The organism is Gordonia sp. VNK21, assembly GCF_046098115.1.
GTDB lineage: Bacteria > Actinomycetota > Actinomycetes > Mycobacteriales > Mycobacteriaceae > Gordonia.
In genome coordinates, this window is sequence record NZ_JBJURU010000002.1 from 72,364 (window position 1) to 95,111 (window position 22,748).

Here is a 22,748-nt window from a genome sequence, read left to right on the forward strand (position 1 = left end):
AGGCTGCGGCCCGGCCCCGGCCGGGCGGGGTCACGGAGCGAACACCCGGTAGCGGCGGAACTCCGCGTCCACCAGCAGGTCCACCGATTCACCCGAACGCATCGGCGACTCCGCCCCGAGCCGATGCCGGAAGCGGTGGCGCAGGCCGGACTCCGGGTCGTCGTAGATCACCACCAGGTCGGTCACCCCACCGGTGTGCTCCACGCAGTCCACGGTCCCGCGGATCAGCCGGCCGTTGTCGTCGAGCCACAGCCGCGCAGAGTCCTCCCGGAGCGCCCGGCTGCGGGCGCGCAGTCCCCTGCCGAACCGCTGCACCCCGGCGGTGAAGATCGCCAGACCGATCAGCCCGAGCATCAGCTGCAGGATCCAGCCGGTGTCCGTGCTCACCGAGTACTCGGGCTTCTCGGTTTCCGAGATCAGCCACCAGACCGCCGCCGCCAGCGCCAGACCGCCGACCAGCAGCTGCGCACCGCCGACCGTCACGTACCGCTCGATCTCGGTGTCGCGGTCGATGTCCGCGGCGATGTCCCTCTGCTGCATGCAGGCACCGTAACGCCGCTCGGCGGCACCGGCGGCGCTTCCTCAGCCGTCCGAATGACCGGATTCTTCGGCACTCTTGTACGCACCACGGCCACACTTCTGTGCCGAAGTTCTCGCGTCAACGGATCGCCCGGGACGCACCGGGTGGAACCGGATCACCGCCGGGTGCGTCTAACCGGAATGGAACCGCTCGACGCATTCATCGCCGACCACGACGGCATCATCACCACGGCGCAGGCCCGACGCTGCGGTCTGAGCCGGGATCAGATCCGGCACCGGATCACCTCCGGCCACTGGCAGGCGGTGGGGCGCGGGGTGTACCTGTGCGCCGACCATCACCTCACCGAGGCTGCTCGATTCCGGGCCGCGGTGGCCCTCCATCACGGTGTCGCCGACCGCACCAGCGCCGCCTGGTGGCACGGCATGCTCGACGAGCTGCCGCCGGCGATCACCGTGAGTGTGCCGCGCACCGCTCACGGTGCCCGCTCGTCCGCCCTGCTCACCGATGTGGTCCGGCGCAGCTACCCGGCCGAGGACGTCGAGGTGATCCGCGATGTGCCGGTCACCCGGCGGCCGCTCACCGTGCTGGCTGCGGCGGCCGAGGTGGCGGACGGCATCGGACTGTTCGACCGGCAGTTGCAGATCGGGGCGGTCACCGTCCCCGCCCTGCACAGGGCCGCCGAGCGCAACAGCGGTATGCACGGCCTGCAGGTGGGCCGCGAGCTGCTCGCAGTCCTCGACGGCGGGAGCCAGTCGGTGGCCGAGAGGCACTGGGTGGCGCTGCTGCGTGAGCACGGGATCACCGGGTGGGTGCAACAGCTGAGGTTCGGGCGCTGGGTACTCGACTTCGCCTGGCCCGATCACCGGGTGGCCGTGGAGATCCAGGGCTGGCAGTGGCACAACCGGCACGAACGGATGGCCGCCGACCAGGCCAAGGCGGCGGCCCTGGCGGCTGCGGGCTGGCTGATCCTGCCGTTCTCCTGGTCGAAGATCCGCTACCAGCCGGAGCAGGCCGTCGCCGAACTCTGTTCGGCTCTGGCCACCCGCAGCTAGCGCCTCCGGCCGAGAACTTCGGCACTCGAGTACGCACCACAGCCACACTTCTGCACCGAAGTTCCCCGGCTACCGTGAAAGCCATGAGTGAGCAGGCGATGCAGACCCGCGAGATCACCGGTGACGGGGTGGTCGCCACCGTGACCGGCCCCGATCGGCCGACCGGACTGGTGGTTCTCGCGCACGGGGCGGGCGGCGACCGGAACGCCCCGATCCTGGTCGCACTGGCCGGGTCGCTGACCGGAATCGGGCTCGCGGTGGCCCGGATCGATCTGCCCTACCGGCAGCAGCGGCCCAAGGGACCGCCGAGTCCGTCGCGCGCCGCCGTCGACCGCGACGGGATCGCCGCCGCCTGCACTGTGCTGCGCGAGCAGGTGCCCGGACCGCTGATCCTCGGCGGTCACTCGTACGGCGGTCGGCAGGCGTCGATGCTGGTCGCCGAGAATCCGGAGTTCGCCGACGGCCTGCTGCTCACCTCGTACCCGCTGCACCCGCCGGGCAAACCCGAGCGGATGCGCACCGAGCATCTCCCCGGCATCACGATCCCCACGGTGATCGTGCACGGCCGCAGCGATGCCTTCGGGACCTCCGACGAGATGGCCGCGGCCGCAACCCTGTTCGGCGGGCCGGTGCATGTCGTGGAGGTGGACAAGGCCGATCACAGTCTCAGACCCGAGCGCAGCGGCGTCGCCGCACTGACCGCCGCCGCCGTGGCGCAGTATCTGCTGCCGGGCTGAGGGTCAGCGCCAGCCGTACCCGCTGCGCAGGTGGTCGGCGACCTCCTCGAAGCGGCGCCGGTCGAAGATCGCCCCTTCCCGGCGGATCCCCTTCTCCTGCACCACCAGCACCCGGTCCAGCCGCACGAAGCTCTCCCGGTTCTTCGTGTCCCAGGTGCCGGTGCCGATCGACAGCCATTCCGGATCGTCGCGGTGATAGTCCTGGCTCGAGAGCATCAGGCCCAGCAGCAGCCGGGAGTGCCGGCCCACCACCAGCACCGGCCGGTCTTTGCCCTGTTCGGGGTCGTCCTCGAACGGCACCCAGGTCCACACGATCTCGCCCGGGTCGGCGTCCCCGTCCAGGTTCGGCGCGTACACGATCTGCCGCGCGAAGTCGCCCGTCGGATGCGTGTCCGGGCCGCGCCGGACCTGCCGCTGAGAATCGCTCACTTCCACCCTTCCGTCACCGCCGGCTCGCGCCGAACACCAGGTCAGTCGCGCGCACGGCGCGTCACGCCGGATCGCTCGACCCGCTCGTACAGTGCGTCCATGAAAACACGGCCTGCGGTGAAGCGGCGGGGTGCGGTTCAGCTCAGCGCCGGCCGACGTGCGGTCAACGGAGCAACCCCTTGGCCCGGCGTTTGGCGCGGCGGGCCAGATCGGCGGCGCGGGTGGTGATCGCGCGCCGGTCGTCGGGCATCGGCATGTTCTTGATCCAGTAGGCGAGGGCGTCGAGTCCGGCGTCGAGGGTCTCGTCGGTACCGGGCACGCGCGACTCCGTCGCGTCGGCGTCGAGGGAGACTTGCAGGTCGTCGAGTGTGCCGGTCACGGCGTACCCGCCGTCGACGACGGCGGCGGCCAGGGCGGTGGACTGTTCGGCGGCCCAGGTGCGTTGCTCGGCGGTCAGTCCGAGCGGCTTGCCCTCGCCGGTGTGCCGCAGCGCCTGCCCGATGAACTGGTGCTTGACGATGCGTTCGTAGCGCCGCCATTCGATGTCGGCGGGCTGGATGCGCGAGTTGAGCCGGCGCAAGAACTCGGTCTGTGCGGCGGTCAGTGAGCTGTTGTCGCGGTTGCCGGTGATCGGCAGGTCCGCCGGGTCCGCGCCGAGTACCGACAGGAAGCGCTCCCACAGTCCGTCGCCGGGGGCGGCGGTCCCCTTGGCAGGCACGGTCACCACGTGGATCCGGCCGGTGGGGATCTCCTCGGCCCAGGTGCGCAGCACCCGCGGATAGTCCTGGAACTCCCAGAACGGCTGCCGCGAGACGCTCTCGTCGTGCGGCCCGCCGGGTGCGTAGTTGGCCACCGAGGCGAGGAACTCGTCGAAGGACGCCGGCCGCTGGTTCTTGACGTTCTCTTGCCACACCGACGGGAGCTGGCGGGCCAGGTCGCGCAGGGTGAGGATGACGTGCACCTCGTCGGCGAAGGACAGGTCGTCGAGCAGGGACCGCACGTGCTCCGGGCGGGCGGTGGCGAGGAGTTCGTGCGAGTACAGCGAGGCGCCCGGCCAGGCCTTCATCTGGGCGAGCATGGTGGGCCAGGCGTCGGCGTGCGCGGGGTCGGCCCAGTCGAGGTAGCGGTCGGCCTGCAGATGTGCGGCGGCGTGGAAGTGGTCCTCCATCAGCACACCCGGGTAGAGCAGATTCGAGCGTTCGAGGGCGAGGTCGCGGTTGCGCCACAGCCGGTCCTGCAGGTGGGTGGTCCCGGTTTTGGGCAGTCCGACGTGAACGAAAACGGTCGACATAATGTCTCAACCCTAGTCGAGCGAGCGGGCAGCGGACCGCAGCGCCGGCAGCGATTTGGGCGGATGCCCCGGCACTGGTAATCTTGACTGCTGTTGCGAATACGCAGGTCGTTCGGCGACCGCGAACCGCAAGAGTACACAGACGATCACTGGCCGCACGGGCGGCCGCAAACTGAGGATGTAGAGGACTTCGCGTGGCAAACATCAAGTCGCAGATCAAGCGGAACAAGACCAATGAGGTGCGCCGTCAGCGCAACCAGTCGATCCGTTCGGCCCTGCGTACCTCGCTGCGGCACTTCCGTGAGACCGTCGCCGCCGGCGACAAGGAGAAGGCCGGCGAGCTGCTGCACAGCACCAGCCGTCAGCTGGACAAGGCCGTGAGCAAGGGCGTCATCCACAAGAACCAGGCCGCCAACAAGAAGTCGGCCATGGCTCTCTCGGTCAACAAGCTCTGACTCTCCCACTCGGGCTCCGGCCCGTGTGACCATAGTTCTTTCGTTTCACCCCGACGGTGTCCACGCCATCGTCGGGGTGAAATCTGTGTGCGGGTCGTGGTGCGGCGGCACCGGTTCGGGTCAGGGTTTTTCGGGGTCAGGCTTTCGGGGTCAGCGGCCGCGGCGCGGCCGGAGCTGGGCGACGCGGGTGACGGCGTGCTCGAGGGCGTAGTCGGGGTCGGCGGCTCTGCCCTTGACCGCCCCGTTGAGTTCGGTGACCACCAGCACCGCCTCGGCGATGGAGTCGCTGTCCCAGCCGCGGGCCTGCCCCTGCAGCTTGTTCACCCGGCCGGGCGGCATGCCCAGTTCACGGGCGGCGGTGAACTTGTCGACCGAACCCATGGTGCGGACCCGGGCGATCGAATGCACCGCTTCGGCGAGCGCGTCGGCGAGCAGCACGCGGGCGGTGCCGTGATGGTGTGCCCAGGCCAGTGATTCGAGGGCCCCGGACAGGTCTCCGGTGACGGCCCGGTCGGCCACTTCGAAGCCCGTCACCTCGGGCCGTCCGACGTAATAGGTGCGCACGGCGGTCTCGTCGACCTTGCCGCCGGTGTCGGCGACCAACTGATGACAGGCGGCCGAGAGTTCCCGCAGCTCCGAGCCGACCAGTTCGGCGACGAGTTCGACCACGGCCGGGCTCACCCGCACGCCCAGGGACCGGAACTCCTTGCGGACGAAGTCGACGCGGTCGCTCGGCCATTTGGGGGCGGCGGTCTCGAACTCCTGCGCCCCGGCCTTCTTCAGCTCGCCGACCATCGCCTTCTGGCGGCCGCCGCCGGTGTGGATCACCATCATGGTGATGCCCTCGGGCAGGGCACGCGCGGTGGCGGTGATCAGCGAGGCGGGCTCCTTGCCGGCGTCGGCCGCCGACTCGATGACCACGATGCGCTCTTCGGCGAACAGCGACGGACTGAGCAGTTCGGCCAGTTCGGGCACCGTCACGTCGCCGGCCCGCACCCGGGTGACCGGCACGTCCTCCCCCGCCTCCTTCGACCGCGCAGCGGCCACCTCTTTGATGACGCGACCGGTCAGGAAGTCGTCGTCGCCGAGCAGGAGATAAAGCCGGTCACTCACGACGACCATCGTGCCACGCCCTGCCGACGCCGCGCCGCGCGGACCGGCCGGAACAGACGGTCCGCGGGCCGGCGTGAGTCCCGCTGGTACGAACATCCGAACTCTTCGTGATCCGGGCGACAACGCCATCTGCGGCAGTTCGCGTTCATCCGGCATTCACGACGAAAGCGAGAGACCGCAACCATGGCCTACCCCACCGCACCCCTGCCGGAGCCGACCCCTGCTCCTCCTCCCGGCCCGGCGCCCCGGAAGAAGTGGCCGTGGATCGTCGGCGGTGTGCTCGCGGCATTCGTCGTCATCGGAATCGTCGCAGGCGTCACGGAGAGCGGTGAGCCGGAGAAGAGCGCCGACACACGGGCCGCAGCCCCGAGCGTGGTCACCGAGACCGTGACCGCGCGGCCGTCGGCCACCGCCACGGCGCCCATCGAGGCCGCAGACGAGACGACGACGTCGACGACGACCGCCCGCAGGACCACGACCCGGACCACTCCGCTCGTGAAGTCCAACGCTCAGCGCCAGGCCGAGAACTATCTGGACATGTCCGGCTTCTCGCGCAGCGGCTTGATCGAGCAGCTCGAGTTCGAGGGGTACTCCACCGGTGAGGCGACGCAGGCGGTGAACAACCTGGACGTCGACTGGAATGAGCAGGCGGCCCGCAAGGGGAAGGACTACCTGGACATGTCGCCGTTTTCGCACTCGGGTCTGGTCGAGCAGCTCCAGTTCGAGGGCTTCACGGCCGAGCAGGCCGAGTACGGTGCGACCAAGGCCGGCGCTTAGCGCGTGTGTGGCGGCCCGCGGCGCAACCGTCCTGTCGATCAAAGTCGAGGCGCTCGCCGATCAGGACGAGGCCGATCGATGCACGGCGGTGGTGCCGCAACTCGCGAAGGTCATGACAGCGCTCGGGTGGTGACCGTGCCCGCCCCCGCCGGCCGGGTGTTCTGCCGCGCGAGGTCAGGAACGCCACGCAGCCCAGCCGACGAGCCCGGCCAGGGTCAGCACACCGGCCGCCTGCCAGCCCGGTACCTCCGGTGCCGCCCAGCCCGGTGAGCCGAGCCGCTGCGCGCACTCGACCAGCCACCACATCTCCGGACCGGCAGCACGCAGCAACAGCTCTGCCACCAACGACGGCAACCCGGTCGGCGGCCCGAGTGCCCCGAGCACCGCCGCCAGTGTGCCGAGCAACCCGATGATCCCCACCACCGGCGCCACCAGCAGATTGGCCGGCAGCGAGACCAGCGAAACCCGATCAGAGATCGCGATGATCAGCGGAGTGGTGAGGATCTGCGCGGCCAGGGCCATCGCGACCAGCACCGCCAGCGGCTCGAGTACCCGGCGGCGTGTGAGCCACCGCCGGATCGGCGCCGCCCACAGCACCAATCCGAGCGTGGCCACCACCGACAACGCGAACCCCGGCGTCAACGCCATCTGCGGCCACACCAGCATGATCGCGGCGATCGCCGCCCCGAGCGCCGGCAACGCCTGAGACCGGCGCTGCGCCAGCGCACCGAGCAGCCCCACCGACCCCATCACCGCCGCCCGCAACACCGAATCGGTCGGCCGCACCAGCACCACGAACCCGACCACCGCGATCAGCCCCAGCACCACCGTCACCCGCGTCGACGCCCCGCACAGCCGCAGCCCCAGCACCACCGCCCCGATCACCAGCGAGAAGTTCGCCCCGGACACCGCCGTCAGATGCGTCAGACCGGCCGCCCGGAAGTGTTCGCGCAGCACCGGATCCAGCCCGGACGTGTCCCCCAGCACCAGCCCGGGCAGCAGCCCCGCCTCCCTCTCGCCGAGCGCGACCGCCGCAGTCTGCACCAGCCGCGCCCGCACGGCCCCGGCAGCGCGCTGCCACACCGGGGCCGCCCCGGACACCCGCACCGGACCGGCCACGGTCAGCCGGGCCGCCTGCAGCCGCTGCGCCGCCCCACCGTCCGGCGGGCGGATCCGGACCACCGCCGAAAGCCGCTGGCCCGGAAGCGGATCGGTCAACTCGTCGGCCGCGGCCTGCAAGCTCGCCGGCACCCCGGTCACCGCCCGTCCGGCCATCGACTCGATGCGTACCGGAAGCCGCAACCGTCCGCCGGACTCGCCCGGACCGCCGAAGTACAGCGGATCGCCGGTCACCCGGACGGTGACCGCCGTCTTGCCGGCGACATCCCGCACCGGTGACTGCTCGGCCGCCACGACCCGCAGCACGGTGACCGCCCCGGCCGCCGCGCACAACCCGCACGCCGCGGCCAGAGTCGCCGCCACCGTCCGCCGGCCCGGACGCGTCATCACCGCCAGCCCCACCGCGGCCCCCGCCGCCAGCGCCCCGGTCAGCGATACGCCGAGCGCCGTCGGTGTGATCAGCACCAGCGTCACCGTCAGCCAGCTGGCGGCTGCCGGCATCAGCAGCCGCAGATCCCCCGTCACCGTTCCCCCGTCACCGTCGCCTCCGGCCGGCCCGGTCAGCCGACGGTCACCAGATCGCGCAGCCTGGCCAGCTTCGCCGGCCCGATCCCGTCCACCTCGCCGAGCTGATCCACCGATGTGAACCGGCCGTGCGCCTCCCGCCACGCGATGATGCTCTGCGCGGTCACCGGCCCCACCCCGGGCAGCGCCTCGAGTTCGGCGGAGCTCGCGGTGTTCAGATCCGGTTTGCCCGCCGGCGACGACCCGCCGCCCCCGCCACCGGCGGTCGTCGCCCCGCCCGCACCGCCCGCCGACTCTCCGGCCGGCACCACGGCGCTGCGCACCGAGTCCTTTCCCGCCTTGCCCACCAGCACCTGATCGCCGTCGTGCAGCGGCTGCGCCAGGTTCAGGCTGAGCACGTCGGCGCCGTCGACGGCCCCGCCCGCCCGTTCGAGCGCATCGGCCACCCGCGCATCGGGTGCGAGCCTCACCAGTCCGGGCGTGTGCACCAGTCCGGCCACGCTCACCACGATCTGCGCCGGTGCCGCCGAACTCTCCGGCAGCGCCCCCGGACTCGCTGTGGCCGGCATGCCCGCCGACGCCGGGAAGGCGACCGCCGGGGCCGCCGGTTCACCGCGTTTGAGCAGTGTGTATCCGGCGAAGACACAGGCCAGCACGCCGATCACGATCAGCCCGATCGCGGCCGGCGGCAGCATGGCCAGTCGGCGGCGCGGTCCCGGCCAGCCGTCGCCGGACTCGTCCGCGGCTTCCGGATCGTCCTCGTCCCAGCCACTCTCCTCATCCCAGCCGGTCTCCTCGCTCCAGTCGCTTCCGTCCTCCCCCTCCGGCTCGTCGTTCCAGTGCTGTTCCCCGGCCCGGTGATGCTCCTGCGCCCAGTCGGGCCCGCGGTCGAGTGTCCGGTCCCAGTCGTCGGCGGTCGGCCGATCCTGCTCGAGCACCTCGGCGAACCCGGCCTCGCCGTCGTCGTCGGTGTGCCGGGTCCAGGCGGCCCGGCCGGCGTCGGTCCGCAGCCAGTCCGGAATGGCGACGCCGCCCCAGCCGTCGCCGGACTCGGCCGGCGCGGCGAGACGCTGGAGCGGATCGGCCGGTCCGGCCTCTGAACTGCGGTGACTCGATCTCCTGGCCATGTCTGTGACGTTAGGAAGGCGGCACGTCCGGCACCACCCCGACCGCGGCCGCGCTGTGGATGATCCGGAGTTGTCCACAGATGGTGCCGAATCGCAGAGATCAGACGACCGACGGCCCTGCACTGGCCGAGTGTGGTGTTAGCTAAGTTGTAGGGGTGCCTGTCATCGTCGTCACCGATTCGTCTGCACGGCTGCCCGCCACCGTCGCCGACCGGTACTCCATCGTGCAAGTTCCGCTGCACCTCTCGCTGCCGGACGGCACCGAGTATCTCGAGGGCGTCGACGACATCCCGCCGCAGGTGATCTCGGAGCCGGACATCACCACCTCCGGCGCCAACCCGCAGGACCTGATCGAGGTGTACCAGGAGGCCATCGAGCGCAGCGAGGGCGACGGCGTGGTGGCCGTGCACATGTCACGCCGCCTCTCGGGCACCTGGGCCGCCGCCCGGCTCGTCGCCGAGGAGCTCGGCGAGAAGCTGCGCGTGGTCGATTCGCGTGCGGCCGGAATCTCGGTGGGGCTCACCGCACTGGCCGCCGCCCAGGCCGCCGACGCCGGTGCGAGCCGCGACGACGTCTACGAGGCCGCCATCCGGGCCGCGGCCACCGCCGAATCGATGCTCTGCGTTCAGACCCTGGAGAATCTGCGCACCAGCGGCCGCATCTCGGCGGCCAGCCGGCTGCTCGGCTCCGCACTGGCGATCAAACCGATCCTCAACATCGCCGACGGCGTGCTCGCGCTGCAGGAACGTCAGCGCACCATGACCCGGGCCGTGAACCGGATGCTCGACACGCTCGCCGAGCACGTCGGCGACGACGAGGTGACCCTGGCCGTGCAGCACTGCCAGGCTCTGGAGCTGGCGGCCGAGGTGCACGCCGGTGCGCTCGAACGGCTCCCCCACGTCACCTCGTCGCTGATCGTGGATCTGGGGCCGGTGCTCGGCGTGCACGTGGGCCCGGGCGCGGTGGGTGTGACCGTGGGCCGCGGCCTCGAACCCCTCGACTAATGGGAAGTACCAAGTCCACCGGATTGGATCCGGCAGAGTTGGTACTGGTAGCCGCTACTGGGTGAACACTCTCCTCGACTGGGCTCGCGAGCCCTAGGGTCAGATCGTGTCCCTGGTAGTCGGCCAGGAGGTTGATCGCTGATGGGATGTCGTGCCCGGCCTGAGTTCGGGGTGTGAGCACTGGTCCATTAGTTCGCGGCTCGCCTTCTCGGCGTGGCTGCCATCGGTAGCGATCGGGAAGGGAGTCGGTGACGATGCTGTTGTTCGTCGGTGACGATTGGGCAGAAGACCACCACGACGTGGAGGTTCAGAACGAGCAGGGCCGCATCCTGCGGCGGGCGCGATTGCCGGAAGGTATCGCTGGGATCGCCGGGTTCGGCGAACTCGTCGGCCAGTTCCTGCCAGAAGACGGTCAGGCCTGCGATGTGCTGGTGTGCATCGAGGTCGATCGCGGCACGTGGGTCAACGCGCTGCTGGCAGCCGGGTATCGGGTGTTCGGCGTCGATCCGCGGCAGGCGCATCGCCACCGCGAGATCCTTTCCAGTTCCGGGGCGAAAAGCGATAAGGGTGATGCGCACGCACTGGCGGACATGATCCGCACCCGCCGCCATCAGCTCCGCGAAGCCGGCGGTGACTCCGAGATCGCCGCAGCGATCAAGGTGGTCAGCCGAGCTCATCAAAGCATGATCTGGGACCGCACCCGGCACATGCTGAGGCTGCGAGCGGCTCTGCGCGAGTACTTCCCGGCGATCCTGCTGGTCTGCGCCGAGCTCGACCTCGCATTGACCAGCCGCCCGATCCTGGCCCTTCTGGCCAAGGCGGCAACACCGCAGAAGGCCGCGAAACTCACTGCCCGGCAGATCCTCCCAATGCTCAAGGGATACCACCGCAAGGAAGACAAAGCCGCCCGGATCCAGCAGATCCTCCACGGCGAGCACCTCGGGCAACCGGAGATCCTCACCAGCGCGTACGCGGCATCGGTTCGCTCGACCGTGGCCGTGATCAGCGTGATCAACGAGGAGATCTCCGCCCTGGAACAGGAGGTGAAGGCACATTTTGGCCAGCACCCGGACGCTGAGATCATCGCCAGCCAACCCGGCCTCGGCGTGATCACCGGCGCACGGGTGCTCGCCGAATTCGGGGACGCCCCCGGACGCTACCGCAGCTCCAAAGCCCGCAAGAACTACGCCGGGACCAGTCCCATCACCCGCCAGTCAGGCAAAACACGGGTGGTCGCCGCACGCTTCGTGCACAACGACCGGCTCGTCGACGCTCTTCACTCACAGGCCTCCTGTGCCCTACTCCACGACGAATACGCCCGCGCATACTACGACCAGCAACGCGCCCGCGGCGTCAAACACAACGCCGCCCTCCGCCAACTCGCCAACCGCCTGGTCGGCATCCTCCACGGCTGCCTAACCCACCAGAGCACCTACCACCAAGACACAGCCTGGGCACACCACACCACGGCCGCGGCTTGACATCAAACGTCCAGGGATGTCTGAACCGGACCGACCGCTCCGCGGTCAGCGCAGCTGATCGCCGACGACCGGCGCCACCGCGTCGGCGATGGCGGCATGCGTCCGCAGCCCCCAGTGGATGCCGTCCGGGTTCATCTCGGTGCCGGGATCGCTGAAGTGCTCGGCGGTGATCGGATAGAAGTCGACGGTCGGGAGCCCATGTGCGGCGGCCCATTCGGCGATCGCCGCGGTGGTGGGGATCCGGCCCGGGTGGGCGAAACCGTAGTACGGGCTGGCGTGGGTGGGCGGCAGCGCCACCACGATCGGCAGCCCGGGCCGCAGCTGGGCGATCGCGCTGCGCACCTTCTCGTAGTACCGCACGCTCACCTGCGGCGGCAGCGCCAGCGGCCAGCCCAGCGGCGACAGCCGCGGCTGCAGCCAGCCGTAGACCCCGCGGACCCGCCGGCGCAGTCCGGACGGCCGCAGGTAGCGGATCTGTTCGCGCAGCGCGGTCGGCAGCGGCGAGGGCAGCGAATCCATGCCGCCGTAGGCCAGCACCACCACGTCGGCGTGCGGCAGCGCCGCCCAGATCCGCGGATCCTGGGTGACCGCCCACCAGATGTCCCGGCTGGTCCAGCCGATGCGGGCGAACATGTCGACGGGCCGGCCCACGGCCGCGCCGACCCGGTTGGGCCAGATCTGCGGGTCGTCGGCGGGCAGTCCGCCGCGCGGCCCGTAGAACGACAGCGAGTCGGCGAGCACCAGCACCGTGCCGGTGCCGCGGCCGTCCGCCGCGGGCTGCACGCTCACTACTGGACTCCTTCGTCGGCGGATTCGGCGGAGGCGTTCCACACGTCGAGCCGCCACACCGGCTGCTCACCGGGCAGGCTGTGCCCGGACAGCTGGACCCAGCTGGTGTTGGCCAGCCCGCCGAAGATCGGCCAGTTGGCCACCGGCAGGCCGAGCAGGCCCGCGGTGAGGGCGGCGATGGCACCGCCGTGCGAGACCAGCACCACCGGGGCCTCCGGATGCTCGCCCTGGCCCCAGTCGTCCTGCTGCTCGACGAGTTCGGTGACCACCGGCACGGTGCGGGCCGCCACCTCGACGCGGCTCTCGCCGCCGGGCGGCGCCCAGCCCGCGTCGTCGCGCCAGTGCCGGCGGGCGCCGGGCGCGGCCTGATCGACCTCGAGATGGGTCATCCCCTGCCACTGCCCGAGATGGGTCTCGCGCAGCCGCTCGTCGACGCCCACCGGCAGCCCGGCGGCCTCGCCGAGCGCCAGCGCGGTGTGGTGGGCCCGTTGAAGATCCGACGAGACGATCAGCCGCGGGGCCCGGGTGGCCAGTGCCCGGCCCGCCACCTGCGCCTGACTGCGGCCCAGTTCGGAGAGTTCGGTGTCGAGCTGGCCCTGCATCCGGCGGGCGGCGTTGTAGCCGGTCTGACCGTGCCGCAGCAGCACCAGACGGCGCACGACCGGTGTGAGCCGTTCGACGCTGGTGTCGCCCTGATCCGGTTCGAAGGTCATGCCGGGCCGGCGCCGGTTCCGTCCGACTCGTCGTCGCCGGCCGGACGATCCGCATTCGGCAGCCCGTCGATCTCGAGCTGCGGGCAGTCCTTCCAGAGCCGTTCGAGGCCGTAGAAGCCGCGGTCCTCGTCGTGCTGCACGTGCACCACCACGTCGCCGTAGTCCAGCAGCGCCCAGCGGCCGTCGCGGACGCCCTCGCGGCGCAGCGGCTGATGACCGGCCTCGCGCATCTTGTCTTCGACCTCTTCGGTGATGGCGTTGACCTGACGCTCGTTGTCGGCCGAGGCGATGACGAAGACGTCGGTGATCGCCAGCGGTTCGGAGACGTCGATGGCCACCACGTCGGTGGCCTTCAGGTCGGCGGCGGCGTGGGCGGCGACGGCCGCTGCGGCGGCCGCCTCGTCGGTTGCGGTCACTCTTGAGGGTCCTTTCTCGACACGGGATCCCGGCGTTCGGGTTCGGTCCGGTACAGCCCGTGTTTGCTGATGTACTGCACCACCCCTTCGGGCACCAGATACCAGACCGGCCGGCCCGCGCGGGCACGGCGGCGGCAGTCCGTCGACGAGATCGCCAGGGCCGGGATCTCGAGCATCTGCAGCGCCTCGGGCGGTTTGGTGGCCAGCACCCCGGCCAGATGGGTGGCGTCGAGCTCGTAGCCGGGCCGGGTGACGCCGACGAAGTTCGCGAGCTCGAACAGTTCCTGCCAATCCTGCCAGGAGAGGATGGTTTCGAGCGCATCGGCGCCGGTGATGAAGAACAGTTCGTCGTCGGGGAAGACGGTGCGCATGTCGCGCAGGGTGTCGACGGTGTAGGTGACGCCCTCGCGGTCGATGTCGACCCGGCTGACGGTGAACTGCGGGTTGGAGGCGGTGGCGATGACCGTCATCAGGTAGCGATGCTCGGCCGGGCTCACCGTGCGGCTGCCGTCCGCGCCGCCCTCCTTCTGCCAGGGCCGTCCGGTGGGCACGAAGATGACCTCGTCGAGGCGCAGCTGGTCGGCCACCTCGCTGGCGGCCACCAGGTGCCCGTTGTGAATGGGATCGAAGGTGCCGCCCATGATGCCGAGTCGGCGTCTGCGGCGCGGCGACGTCGACCGGTCTGCGGTGGGGACACCTTCTCCGGACATGTCGTCTGACTCTACCCGGCCGGTACCCGGCCGCTTCGGCGCTCCGGCCCGGACGGTCTCAGACCGGCAGCAGCTCAGAGATCACCGAGGCCAGCTGGTCGGCGTTGCGGCACTCGAACATCTCGATCACGTCGGCGTAGCGGCCGGCGATCGAGTCGCCGGTGTCCCAGTGCTCGCGCCGCTCCGGGTTGAGCCAGTAGGCGTTGCGCACCCGGTCGCGCAGGCTGGCGAGTGCGTCGGTGCTGGCGCGCGCGTAGTTGTTGCGGGCGTCGCCGAGGATCAGCAGCGCCCCGCGGTGGGTGAGCGAATCGAGATAGTTCTCGGCGAAGCCCCGCAGCATGTGGCCGTAGTCCGAATGCCCGTCGCGGGTGCTGATCCGGGCCTGGGTCAGCATGGTGCGCATGCGCTCGCCGAACTGGTCGTCGGCGCTGGACCGGTCGAAGTAGTCGGTCACCTCGTCGACGGTGTCGACGAAGGCGAACACCCGGACGTTGGAGAACTGTTGGCGCAGGGCGTACACCAGCTGCAGGGTGAAGCTGGAGAAGCCGGCGACCGAGCCGGAGACATCGCAGATCACCACGAGTTCCGGTTTGCCGGGCCGCGGCTTGCGGTAGCGCAGGTCGATCGGCACGCCGCCGGTGGACATCGACGCCCGCAGCGTCGACCGCACATCGACCGCACCGTGGTTGTTGCGGCGCCGGCGGAATTCGAGTTTGGCGGCGAGCAGCCGGGCGATCGGGTCGATGGTGCGGCGCATCTTGGCCAGGTCCTGTGGGTTGGCGGAGAAGAAGTCGATCTGCTCGGGCAGCTTCGGCACCGCGTAGGCACCCACCTCCTCCCGACCGCGCAGCGCCGCCATCCGGCGCTGCACCTCGGTCTCGATCGCCGAGCGCAGCCGCTCGGCGGCCTCGCCTGCGGCACGCCGGGTGAGTGCGTCGGTGCCGGGCCGCTGGTCGCCGCTGTCCACTCCGGCCGCCATCCCGGCGGCGATCCGGGCGATCAGCGTCTGCGGGGACACCGCGGTGGTGGCCTGATACATCGAGAAGGCCTCACCGCGAGCGCCCTCGTAGCGGCCCACCTCCTGCACGATGGAGGCGACCAGCTGCTCGAAGCGGCCGTCGGTCTGCGACTCCGGGTCGGCGAGGATGTCGGCGGCCAGCTCGCGCAGCGCCGGGACGTCCACCTTCCCGTCGGGGGTGCGCGGCACCTCGAAGGCCTCCCGGCGGGCGGTGCCGCCCAGCGGGAACCAGAGTTCGAAGCACAGGTCGAAGGTGTCCCGGTGCAGATGGTCGGACAGCAGGGTCGCGGCCAGTCCCTCACGCAGACTGGTGCGGTCGAGCAGATCGAGCACCGTCATCGCCTGCCCGGCGTCGATCAGCTGGGACGGCCCCACGGTGATGCCGCGCGACCGCAGGTCCTCGACGAAGCCGGTGAGGTTGTCCACCAACTGGTCCGCGGCCACGGCTCAGCCCAGTTTCAGTTCGCGCAGAGCGGTTTTCACGTCGGGACGATGCTTGAGGACCACACCGAGGGTGCGGGCGATGAGGTCCTCGTCGAGTTTGCCGCGAGTGAGCGCCTGGGCGGCGTCGCCGCCGGTCATCGCCAGCAGCGTATTGCCCCAGTCGATGGTCTCGGCGACCGACGGCTTCTTGCGCACGTCCAGACCGCGCAGCACGCCGACGATCCGCACCAGCTCGGTGGCCAGCGACTGCGGCAGCTCCGGCACCCGGGATCCGAGGATCTCGCGTTCGAGGGTCGCGTCCGGGAAGTCGATGTACAGGTAGAGGCAGCGACGTTTGAGCGCCTCGGAGAGTTCACGATTCGCGTTGGAGGTGAGCACCACGATGGGGCGGCGCTGAGCGACGACGGTGCCCATCTCCGGGATGGTGATGGCGAAGTCGCTGAGCACCTCGAGCAGCAGGCCTTCGATGTCGACGTCGGCCTTGTCGATCTCGTCGATCAGCAGCACCGTGGGTTCGGTGCGGGAGATGGCGGTGAGCAGCGGCCGGGCCAGCAGGAACTCCTCGGAGAAGATGTTCTGCTTGGTGGCGTCCCAATCCTGTTGCCGCCCGGCCTGAATGGCCAGGATCTGCTTGGCGTGGTTCCACTCGTACAGGGCTCGGGCCTCGTCGATGCCCTCGTAGCACTGGAGCCGGACCAGCTCGGCGCCGGTGGCGCCGGCCACGGCCCGGGCCAGTTCGGTCTTGCCGACCCCGGCCGGGCCCTCCACCAGCATCGGCTTGCCGAGGCGGTCGGCGAGGAAGGTGGCCGTGGCGGTCGCCTCGTCGGCCAGATAGCCGGTGGTGGCGAGCTTCTCGGTGACGTCGGCGGCGGAGCTGAAGCTCGGCTCGACGGGCGCGGTCACCGGGGACGCACCTGTCCGTCGCCCCACGCCACCCATTTGGTGGAGGTGAGTTCGGGCAGTCCCATCGGCCCACGGGCGTGCAGCTTCTGGGTGGAGATGCCGATCTCCGCGCCGAAACCGAACTGCTCGCCGTCGGTGAAAGCGGTGGAGGCGTTGACCATCACGGCCGCGGCGTCGACCCGGGTGGTGAACTCGCGGGCGGCCGCCAGGTCGCCGGTGATGATGGCCTCGGTGTGTCCGGTGCCGTAGGTGTCGATGTGGTCGATCGCGGCGTCGAGTCCGTCGACCACCTTCACCGCGAGGTCCAGCGACAGGTACTCCGCATGCCAGTCGTCCTCGGTGGCCGGCAGCATGCCCGCCTCCTCGCCGTGCAGCACCACGCCCTCGGCCTGCAGGGCCGAGGTGATCGGCTCGAGTGCGGCGCCGGCGACGGCCCGGTCGACGAGCACCGTCTCGACGGTGTTGCAGACGCTGGGCCGGCGGGTCTTGGCGTTGACGATCACCCGGGTGGCGGTGTCGACGTCGGCGGCGGAGTGCACGTAGATGTGGCAGTTGCCGGTGCCGGTCTCGATGGTGGGCACGGTGGCGTTCTCCACGACGGTGGCGATCAGGCCGGCGCCGCCGCGCGGGATCACCACGTCCACCAGCCCGCGGGCCTGAATGAGCGCGGTGACGCTGGTCCGGGATTCGCTGGGCAGCAGGTTGACCACGTCCGGGTCCAGCCCGTGCTTGCTGAGCACCGAGCGCAGGATCTCCACCAGGGCGGCGTTGGATGCGGCCGCCGACGACGAACCGCGCAGCAGCACCGCGTTGCCGGACTTGAAGGAGATGCCGAAGCCGTCGACCGTCACATTGGGCCGGGCCTCGTAGACGAAGCCCACCACGCCCAGCGGCACCCGCAACTGCCGCAGCTCCAGGCCGTTCGGCAGGGTCTTGCCCTGGACGACCTCCCCGATCGGATCCGGGAGTGCGGCGACCTGGCGCAGTCCCCCGGTGATGCCGGCGATCCGGGCTCCGGTGAGCCGCAGCCGGTCGACGAGGCTGGCCTCGGTGCCGGCGTCCTCGGCGCGGGCCACGTCCTCGGCGTTGGCGGCCAGCACGGTGTCGGCGGCGGCGTCGATCGCGTCGGCCGCGGCCAGCAGCACCGTGTTCTTCTGATCGGTGGTCAGGGTGGCCAGCCGGCGGGCCGCCCGCTTACCGGCGCGGGCCTGCTCGGTGACGGTGGCGGTGATGGCGGCGTCGTCCGTCGCAGTCACCGGCGCCTGGGTGGTGGGAGCACTCATGGCCTCCAGGTTACTCACGCCGGGATGCGGCGCGGTCACCCAACGGCCCCGACCGTCCCGCGCGGACTCAGCAGCGTTCGAGCGCCGAGGCCAGCACCCGCCGCGAGGGTTCGTCGACGGGCAGCCGGTAAGCGCTGAGGACGGCGACGAACTGCACGGCGTACGGACAGCGGAAACCGCGCAGCGCAGGCATCCAGCGTGCGGGTTCGGCATCGGATTTGGCCTGGTTGCTGGCCGCGTCCACGGCGAGCAGATTGGCCGGATCGTTGGCCAGCGCGGTGCGGGTGGCCGCGGTCCACGACCAGGCGCCCATGTCCCAGGCGTAGGACAGCGGCACCACATGATCGATCTGGACCGCCGCCGAGCCGCGTCCGCGCCGGAAGACCAGGTCGGCGCCGGTGTACGGGCTGCGCAGCCGGCCTGCGGCCACCGCGGTCGGACACGAGGACGTCGGCGTGCGGGCCGTGACCTGCAGGTCCCGGGCGAGGACGTCGTTGCGGGTGTCGCAGCCGTTGCCCGAGCCGCCGATCCCCGCGTCGTCGGTCCAGGCCGGCCCGAAGGCCTCACGCCGGTAATCGCTGCGGTGCGCCGGCCGGCTCGGCAGCACCGGCACCACCGACAGCCGTTGCCGGGCGGTGCTCACCAGCCCCGGATCGACCGGCGACGGCGGCTCGGGCGGGCCGAGGGCCGATGCCACGAAGACCGCGGTGGCGGCGAACCCGGCGAGCACCGCCCAGTGCGTTCCGGTGAGCCGGCTCCGGCCCGGGCGTCGGCGCAGCTCCCACTCCCGCCACCGGAGCAGCAGGCGCGTCCTGATCCTCATTCGTTCTCCTCCACCCTATTAGACGCAGCCGCTCACGATCGGGTTCCATACCGCTGTGACCTGCGTGTCCTTCGCTCGCGCGCGCACCAGAGGCACGTTTACCCGAACGCTCGTGCGAACATCCGGCGCACGCATGGATTAGAACGTCAGAACGATGGCCCGGTGCTGTCGACGACATGGGTGAGCTCGGGGAGGTTCGGTGCGCTCGGGGAGGTGACGACGCCCGAACGACGGCCCGCACGCCCTGGACCCATGACAAAGGTCATGGGCAATCGATGACATCTGCGCTGGGTCCGCCGCCGCCGATCACGGGATCGTCGAAGCATGACCACGAACACCGCGCCCACCGCCGCCCTGCACGCCGAGAATCTCGTCAAATCCTTCCGCGACTCCGGCGGAGGCCGGGTCACCGCCGTCGACGGTCTGTCGCTGAGCGTCCAGCCCGGTGAGGTCGTCGCCTTCCTCGGCCCGAACGGGGCCGGCAAGACCACCACCATCGACATGATCGCCGGCTTCACCCGCCCCGACTCCGGGCGGGTCGAGGTCTACGGCCGCGAGCCCCGGGCCGCCGCCGCGTCGGGCAGCATGGCGCTCATCGCGCAGACCGGCGGGCTGCTGCCGGACTTCACCGTCGAAGAGTCCGTGCAGATCGTCGCCTCACTGCACGGCTGCCCCGAGCGGACCGGCCCGGTGCTGCAGCGGGCCGGGATCGCCGACCTGGCCGGCCGCCGCGTCTCCCGCTGCTCGGGCGGTGAACAGCAGCGCCTCAAGTTCGCGATCGCCACCCTCTCCGACCCGGATCTGATCATCCTCGACGAGCCCACCGCCGGCATGGACGTCGAATCGCGGCGCTCCTTCTGGCACGCCATGCGCGCCGACGCCGACGCCGGCCGCACCGTCCTGTTCGCCACCCACTACCTCGAAGAGGCCGACGCCTTCGCCGACCGCATCGTGATGATCGCCGGCGGCCGGATCGTCGCCGACGGACCCACCGCCCAGATCCGCACCCTCGCCGGCGCCCGCGTGGTCTCGGCGATCGTCGACGACGACGGCCTCACCGCGGTCTGCGCGGCACTGCCCGGCACCCGGGTCCTGGAACGGCGCGGCGGCCGCAGCTACCTGATGGCCGACGACTCCGACGCGCTCGCCCGCACCCTGCTGACCGCCACCGCCGCCCGCGAGGTGGAGATCGCCGCACCCGACCTCGAGGACGCCTTCGTCGCCCTCACCTCGGTCTGACACCTCGCCCGACCAGCACCTGCCCGACCAGCACCTGCCCGACCGGCACCCCGCCTGACCCACCGCGAACCGTATCCCTGGAAAGGACCGTCATGACCGCCTCCCCCACCGCCCCGCTCGCCCAGGCCGCCCGGCCCACGGCCGCCCTGCCCGCGCGCACCTATCTGCGCCTGGACGTCCGGCGCGTACTGCGCAACCGCCGGGCGCTGCTGTTCACCGTGATCATGCCCGGCGTGATGTACCTGATCTTCGGGGCCACCCAGAACACCGACGACCGGGCCGGCGAGGGCAACGTCGCCTTCTACGTGCTCGTCGGCATGGCCGTCTACGGCACCGTGATGGCCGCCGCGTCCAACGCCGCCTCGGTGGCCATCGAACAGCAGGCCGGCTGGACCCGCACCCTGCTGATGACCCCGCTCTCCCCCACCGGATACGTGCTCACCAAGCTGGCGGTGGCACTGACGGTGAGTCTGCTGCCGATGCTGGTGCTCACCGCCGTGGGCGCCGCGACGGGGGCGCACGCGCCGCTCGCCGTCTGGGTGGGCTGCCTGCTGATCGGCTGGCTGGCCTCGAGCATCTTCGCCGCGTTCGGTCTGCTGGTCGGCTCGCTGCTGCGCTCGGACGGCGCCCTGCAGGCGATGGGCGGCATCCTCACCCTGCTGGCCTTCGCCGGCAACGTCTTCGTCCCGGTGCGCGGCGCCATGCTGGTCTTCGCCCAGTTCACCCCGATGTTCGGGGTGGTGACCCTGGCCCGGTACCCGCTCGACCACGGCGACACCGCCTACGACGAGCACGTCGCCCTGTGGGTCCCGATCCTGAATCTGATCGTCTGGGCCGGCCTGTTCGTGGCCGGCGCCGCGATCGCCTACCGTCGCAGTACGAGCCGGCAGTGACCGCACCGGCCCACCGCGCCCCGACGATTCCGGAGGATCCCGTCATCGACCCGCAGCCCGCCCCGCCGTCGCCCACCGCCCCCGAGGTGCGGTGGGCGCAGTGGCGCGACCTGCGCTGGCTGTACTCGGCCATCTGGCTGCTGTTCCTGGCATATCCGATCAGCTCGGTGGCCACCGCCGACCGGCCGCCTGAGGTCAAGGCGCTCGGCTTTCTGATTCTCGCCGTCTTCGCCGTCGTCTACCTGCTGCTCAGCGTCTACGTGATCAATCCGCGGGCGGAGATCACCGGCCGCAACGCCTGGGTGATCCTGCCGCTGGTGGTGCTGACCGGGGCCATGCTGCCGATCATCGGCGAGAACGCCTTCGGCCTGGGACCGTTCCTGATGGCGGTGGCCGCCTTCACCTTTCCGACGCTGTGGGCGGCGGTGACCGTCGCGGCGATCATCGTGCTCTCGGTGCTGCTGCCCGCCGTCAGCGACTGGGAGCTGGACCTGTCGGTGCTGGTGATCCTGGTGTGCGTGGGCTTCACCCTGCTGGGCTTCCGCGCGATGGCGCAGCGCGAACAGGACCGGGAGTACGCCGAGCAGCGGCAGCGCGAGTTGAACGCCCGGCTCGCGGTGGTCGCCGAACGCGAGCGGGTGGCCCGCGACGTGCACGACATCCTGGGGCACTCGCTCACCGTGATCAGCGTCAAGAGCGAGCTCGCCGGGAAGCTCCTCGACCGCGACCCGCAGCGCGCCCGCACCGAACTGGCGGAGGTGAATCAGCTCGCCCGCGAATCCCTCGCCCAGGTCCGCGCCACCGTCGGCCAGCTGCGCAGCCCCGACCTGCCCAGCGGGCTCGCCGCCGCCGAAAGCGCCCTGCGCGCCGCCGGTGTCACCGCCGACCTTCCGCCCGCCGCCCCCGGCGGACCCCACGACGACCTGTTCGCCTGGGTCCTGCGCGAAGCGGTCACCAATGTAGTCCGCCACTCCGGTGCGAGCCGGTGCACGGTGACCGTGACGGCCGGACGCATCCGGATCGCCGACGACGGCCGCGGCATGGACCCGGAACGGACCGGCAACGGCCTCCAGGGGCTGCGCGAGCGCGTCGGCGACGCCGGCGGCCGGCTGGAGATCGCCTCCGGCGCAGGCGGAACGACGATCACCGCCACCGCCCCGGACGAGACGGGAGACGACGCGTGAGCGAACCCATCCGGCTGCTGCTGGCCGACGATCAGGCCCTGGTGCGCGGCGCCCTGGCCGCTCTGCTGGATCTGGAGAACGATCTGAGCGTCGTGGCGCAGGTGGGCCGCGGCGACGAGGTGGTCGACGCGGCCCGCACCGCCGGCGCCCAGGTGTGCCTGCTCGACATCGAGATGCCCGGCGCCGACGGCATCGACGCCGCGGCCGCGCTGCACGCGGCGCTGCCCGAGGTGCGCAGCCTGATCGTCACCACCTTCGGCCGGCCCGGCTATCTGCGCCGCGCGATCGAGGCCGGCGCCTCGGGCTTCGTGGTCAAGGACACCCCGGCCGACGAGCTCGCCGAAGCGGTGCGCCGGGTGCACGCCGGGCTGCGGGTGATCGATCCGACGCTGGCCACCGAGAGCCTGGCGACCGGCGAATCACCGCTCACCCCACGCGAATCCGAGGTCCTGCGCGCCGCGCTGTCCGGTGCGACGGTGGCCGCCGTCGCCGCGCAGGTGCATCTGTCGCCGGGCACGGTGCGCAACCATCTCTCGTCGGCGATCGGCAAGACCGGGGCCGGCACCCGCGCCGAGGCCGCCCGGCTGGCCCGCGAACGCGGCTGGATCTGAGGGACGGTCAGCTCAGCGCGACCAGCTCGTGCAGGGTGTGCTGCCGGTGCCGGTCTCGACCGTGCCGTCGT

At 71.1% G+C, this 22,748-nt stretch carries 24 protein-coding genes; 10 read left to right on the forward strand and 14 right to left on the reverse strand.

Features of this window, described 5'->3' with window-relative positions:
- Positions 1–30: 30 nt before the first annotated feature.
- Positions 31–540, reverse strand: a complete 510-nt coding sequence (locus ACJMNC_RS03330; protein ID WP_408946526.1) for a hypothetical protein — start codon at positions 538–540, stop codon at positions 31–33.
- Positions 541–720: 180 nt separating this feature from the next.
- Between ACJMNC_RS03330 and ACJMNC_RS03335 the strand changes: the two genes are divergently transcribed.
- Together ACJMNC_RS03335 and ACJMNC_RS03340 are read left to right on the forward strand one after the other, a co-directional pair.
- On the forward strand, positions 721–1,593 hold the full coding sequence (locus ACJMNC_RS03335; protein WP_408946527.1) for a type IV toxin-antitoxin system AbiEi family antitoxin domain-containing protein: 873 nt from the start codon (positions 721–723) through the stop codon (positions 1,591–1,593).
- An 83-nt stretch (positions 1,594–1,676) separates the two neighbouring features.
- Entirely contained in the window at positions 1,677–2,330 is a 654-nt protein-coding gene (locus ACJMNC_RS03340) for an alpha/beta fold hydrolase (RefSeq protein WP_408946528.1), read from the forward strand.
- Between the two features lie 3 nt (positions 2,331–2,333).
- Here the strand turns inward: ACJMNC_RS03340 and ACJMNC_RS03345 are convergent, their stop codons facing one another.
- The gene (locus tag ACJMNC_RS03345; RefSeq protein ID WP_408946529.1) at positions 2,334–2,759 is read right to left on the reverse strand and encodes a type II toxin-antitoxin system PemK/MazF family toxin; all 426 of its coding nucleotides are present in this window, start codon (positions 2,757–2,759) and stop codon (positions 2,334–2,336) included.
- A gap of 163 nt (positions 2,760–2,922) precedes the next feature.
- Positions 2,923–4,050: a sulfotransferase family protein gene (locus ACJMNC_RS03350; protein ID WP_408946530.1), complete on the reverse strand. Its 1,128-nt coding sequence runs from the start codon at positions 4,048–4,050 to the stop codon at positions 2,923–2,925.
- 194 nt (positions 4,051–4,244) lie between these two features.
- On the opposite strand from ACJMNC_RS03350, the gene rpsT reads away from it, so the two are divergent.
- A complete protein-coding gene (rpsT, locus tag ACJMNC_RS03355) occupies positions 4,245–4,505 on the forward strand; it encodes a 30S ribosomal protein S20 (protein WP_408946531.1) in 261 nt (86 codons plus the stop codon).
- 150 nt (positions 4,506–4,655) lie between these two features.
- On the opposite strand, the gene holA is transcribed toward rpsT, so the two are convergent.
- Positions 4,656–5,618 (reverse strand): DNA polymerase III subunit delta, encoded by a 963-nt coding sequence (holA, locus tag ACJMNC_RS03360; RefSeq protein WP_408946532.1) that lies wholly within the window; start codon positions 5,616–5,618, stop codon positions 4,656–4,658.
- Between the two features lie 183 nt (positions 5,619–5,801).
- On the opposite strand from holA, the gene ACJMNC_RS03365 reads away from it, so the two are divergent.
- Complete coding sequence (locus tag ACJMNC_RS03365; protein ID WP_408946533.1) at positions 5,802–6,395, forward strand: Ltp family lipoprotein; 594 nt, start codon at positions 5,802–5,804, stop codon at positions 6,393–6,395.
- 174 nt (positions 6,396–6,569) lie between these two features.
- On the opposite strand, the gene ACJMNC_RS03370 is transcribed toward ACJMNC_RS03365, so the two are convergent.
- Together ACJMNC_RS03370 and ACJMNC_RS03375 are read right to left on the reverse strand one after the other, a co-directional pair.
- Positions 6,570–8,039, reverse strand: a complete 1,470-nt coding sequence (locus ACJMNC_RS03370; RefSeq protein ID WP_408946534.1) for a ComEC/Rec2 family competence protein — start codon at positions 8,037–8,039, stop codon at positions 6,570–6,572.
- A 35-nt stretch (positions 8,040–8,074) separates the two neighbouring features.
- Positions 8,075–9,166 (reverse strand): helix-hairpin-helix domain-containing protein, encoded by a 1,092-nt coding sequence (locus ACJMNC_RS03375; RefSeq protein ID WP_408946535.1) that lies wholly within the window; start codon positions 9,164–9,166, stop codon positions 8,075–8,077.
- A gap of 155 nt (positions 9,167–9,321) precedes the next feature.
- Between ACJMNC_RS03375 and ACJMNC_RS03380 the strand changes: the two genes are divergently transcribed.
- Positions 9,322–10,170, forward strand: coding sequence for a DegV family protein (locus ACJMNC_RS03380; RefSeq protein WP_408946536.1), 849 nt, complete (start codon positions 9,322–9,324; stop codon positions 10,168–10,170).
- Positions 10,171–10,427: 257 nt separating this feature from the next.
- Positions 10,428–11,651, forward strand: a complete 1,224-nt coding sequence (locus tag ACJMNC_RS03385; RefSeq protein WP_408946764.1) for an IS110 family transposase — start codon at positions 10,428–10,430, stop codon at positions 11,649–11,651.
- 45 nt (positions 11,652–11,696) lie between these two features.
- Here ACJMNC_RS03385 and octT read toward each other — a convergent pair whose 3' ends face one another.
- The 8 genes from octT to ACJMNC_RS03425 all read right to left on the reverse strand — a co-directional run bounded on the left by octT (position 11,697) and on the right by ACJMNC_RS03425 (position 18,750).
- The gene (gene octT / locus ACJMNC_RS03390) at positions 11,697–12,434 is read right to left on the reverse strand and encodes a diglucosylglycerate octanoyltransferase (RefSeq protein ID WP_408946765.1); all 738 of its coding nucleotides are present in this window, start codon (positions 12,432–12,434) and stop codon (positions 11,697–11,699) included.
- A 5-nt stretch (positions 12,435–12,439) separates the two neighbouring features.
- Positions 12,440–13,153, reverse strand: a complete 714-nt coding sequence (locus ACJMNC_RS03395; RefSeq protein WP_408946537.1) for a histidine phosphatase family protein — start codon at positions 13,151–13,153, stop codon at positions 12,440–12,442.
- Complete coding sequence (rsfS, locus tag ACJMNC_RS03400) at positions 13,150–13,569, reverse strand: ribosome silencing factor (RefSeq protein ID WP_408946538.1); 420 nt, start codon at positions 13,567–13,569, stop codon at positions 13,150–13,152. The genes ACJMNC_RS03395 and rsfS overlap by 4 nt, the downstream gene beginning before the upstream one ends.
- Positions 13,566–14,279, reverse strand: coding sequence for a nicotinate-nucleotide adenylyltransferase (nadD, locus tag ACJMNC_RS03405; RefSeq protein WP_408946539.1), 714 nt, complete (start codon positions 14,277–14,279; stop codon positions 13,566–13,568). The genes rsfS and nadD overlap by 4 nt, the downstream gene beginning before the upstream one ends.
- 58 nt (positions 14,280–14,337) lie before the next feature.
- Positions 14,338–15,741: a vWA domain-containing protein gene (locus tag ACJMNC_RS03410; protein WP_408946540.1), complete on the reverse strand. Its 1,404-nt coding sequence runs from the start codon at positions 15,739–15,741 to the stop codon at positions 14,338–14,340.
- 3 nt (positions 15,742–15,744) lie between these two features.
- A complete protein-coding gene (locus ACJMNC_RS03415) occupies positions 15,745–16,680 on the reverse strand; it encodes an AAA family ATPase (RefSeq protein ID WP_408946541.1) in 936 nt (311 codons plus the stop codon).
- Entirely contained in the window at positions 16,641–17,927 is a 1,287-nt protein-coding gene (locus ACJMNC_RS03420; RefSeq protein WP_408946542.1) for a glutamate-5-semialdehyde dehydrogenase, read from the reverse strand. Before ACJMNC_RS03420 ends, ACJMNC_RS03415 begins: the two co-directional genes overlap by 40 nt.
- Positions 17,928–17,994: 67 nt before the next feature.
- Positions 17,995–18,750 carry an HNH endonuclease family protein gene (locus ACJMNC_RS03425; protein ID WP_408946543.1) on the reverse strand — a complete coding sequence of 252 codons (756 nt, stop codon included), beginning with the start codon at positions 18,748–18,750 and terminating at the stop codon, positions 17,995–17,997.
- Between the two features lie 324 nt (positions 18,751–19,074).
- Between ACJMNC_RS03425 and ACJMNC_RS03430 the strand changes: the two genes are divergently transcribed.
- The 4 genes from ACJMNC_RS03430 to ACJMNC_RS03445 all read left to right on the forward strand — a co-directional run bounded on the left by ACJMNC_RS03430 (position 19,075) and on the right by ACJMNC_RS03445 (position 22,677).
- Complete coding sequence (locus tag ACJMNC_RS03430; protein WP_408946544.1) at positions 19,075–19,989, forward strand: ABC transporter ATP-binding protein; 915 nt, start codon at positions 19,075–19,077, stop codon at positions 19,987–19,989.
- A 92-nt stretch (positions 19,990–20,081) separates the two neighbouring features.
- Complete coding sequence (locus ACJMNC_RS03435; RefSeq protein ID WP_408946545.1) at positions 20,082–20,882, forward strand: ABC transporter permease; 801 nt, start codon at positions 20,082–20,084, stop codon at positions 20,880–20,882.
- Entirely contained in the window at positions 20,879–22,066 is a 1,188-nt protein-coding gene (locus ACJMNC_RS03440) for a histidine kinase (RefSeq protein WP_408946546.1), read from the forward strand. Before ACJMNC_RS03435 ends, ACJMNC_RS03440 begins: the two co-directional genes overlap by 4 nt.
- Positions 22,063–22,677: a response regulator gene (locus tag ACJMNC_RS03445; RefSeq protein ID WP_408946547.1), complete on the forward strand. Its 615-nt coding sequence runs from the start codon at positions 22,063–22,065 to the stop codon at positions 22,675–22,677. Before ACJMNC_RS03440 ends, ACJMNC_RS03445 begins: the two co-directional genes overlap by 4 nt.
- The last annotated feature ends 71 nt before the right edge of the window (positions 22,678–22,748 follow it).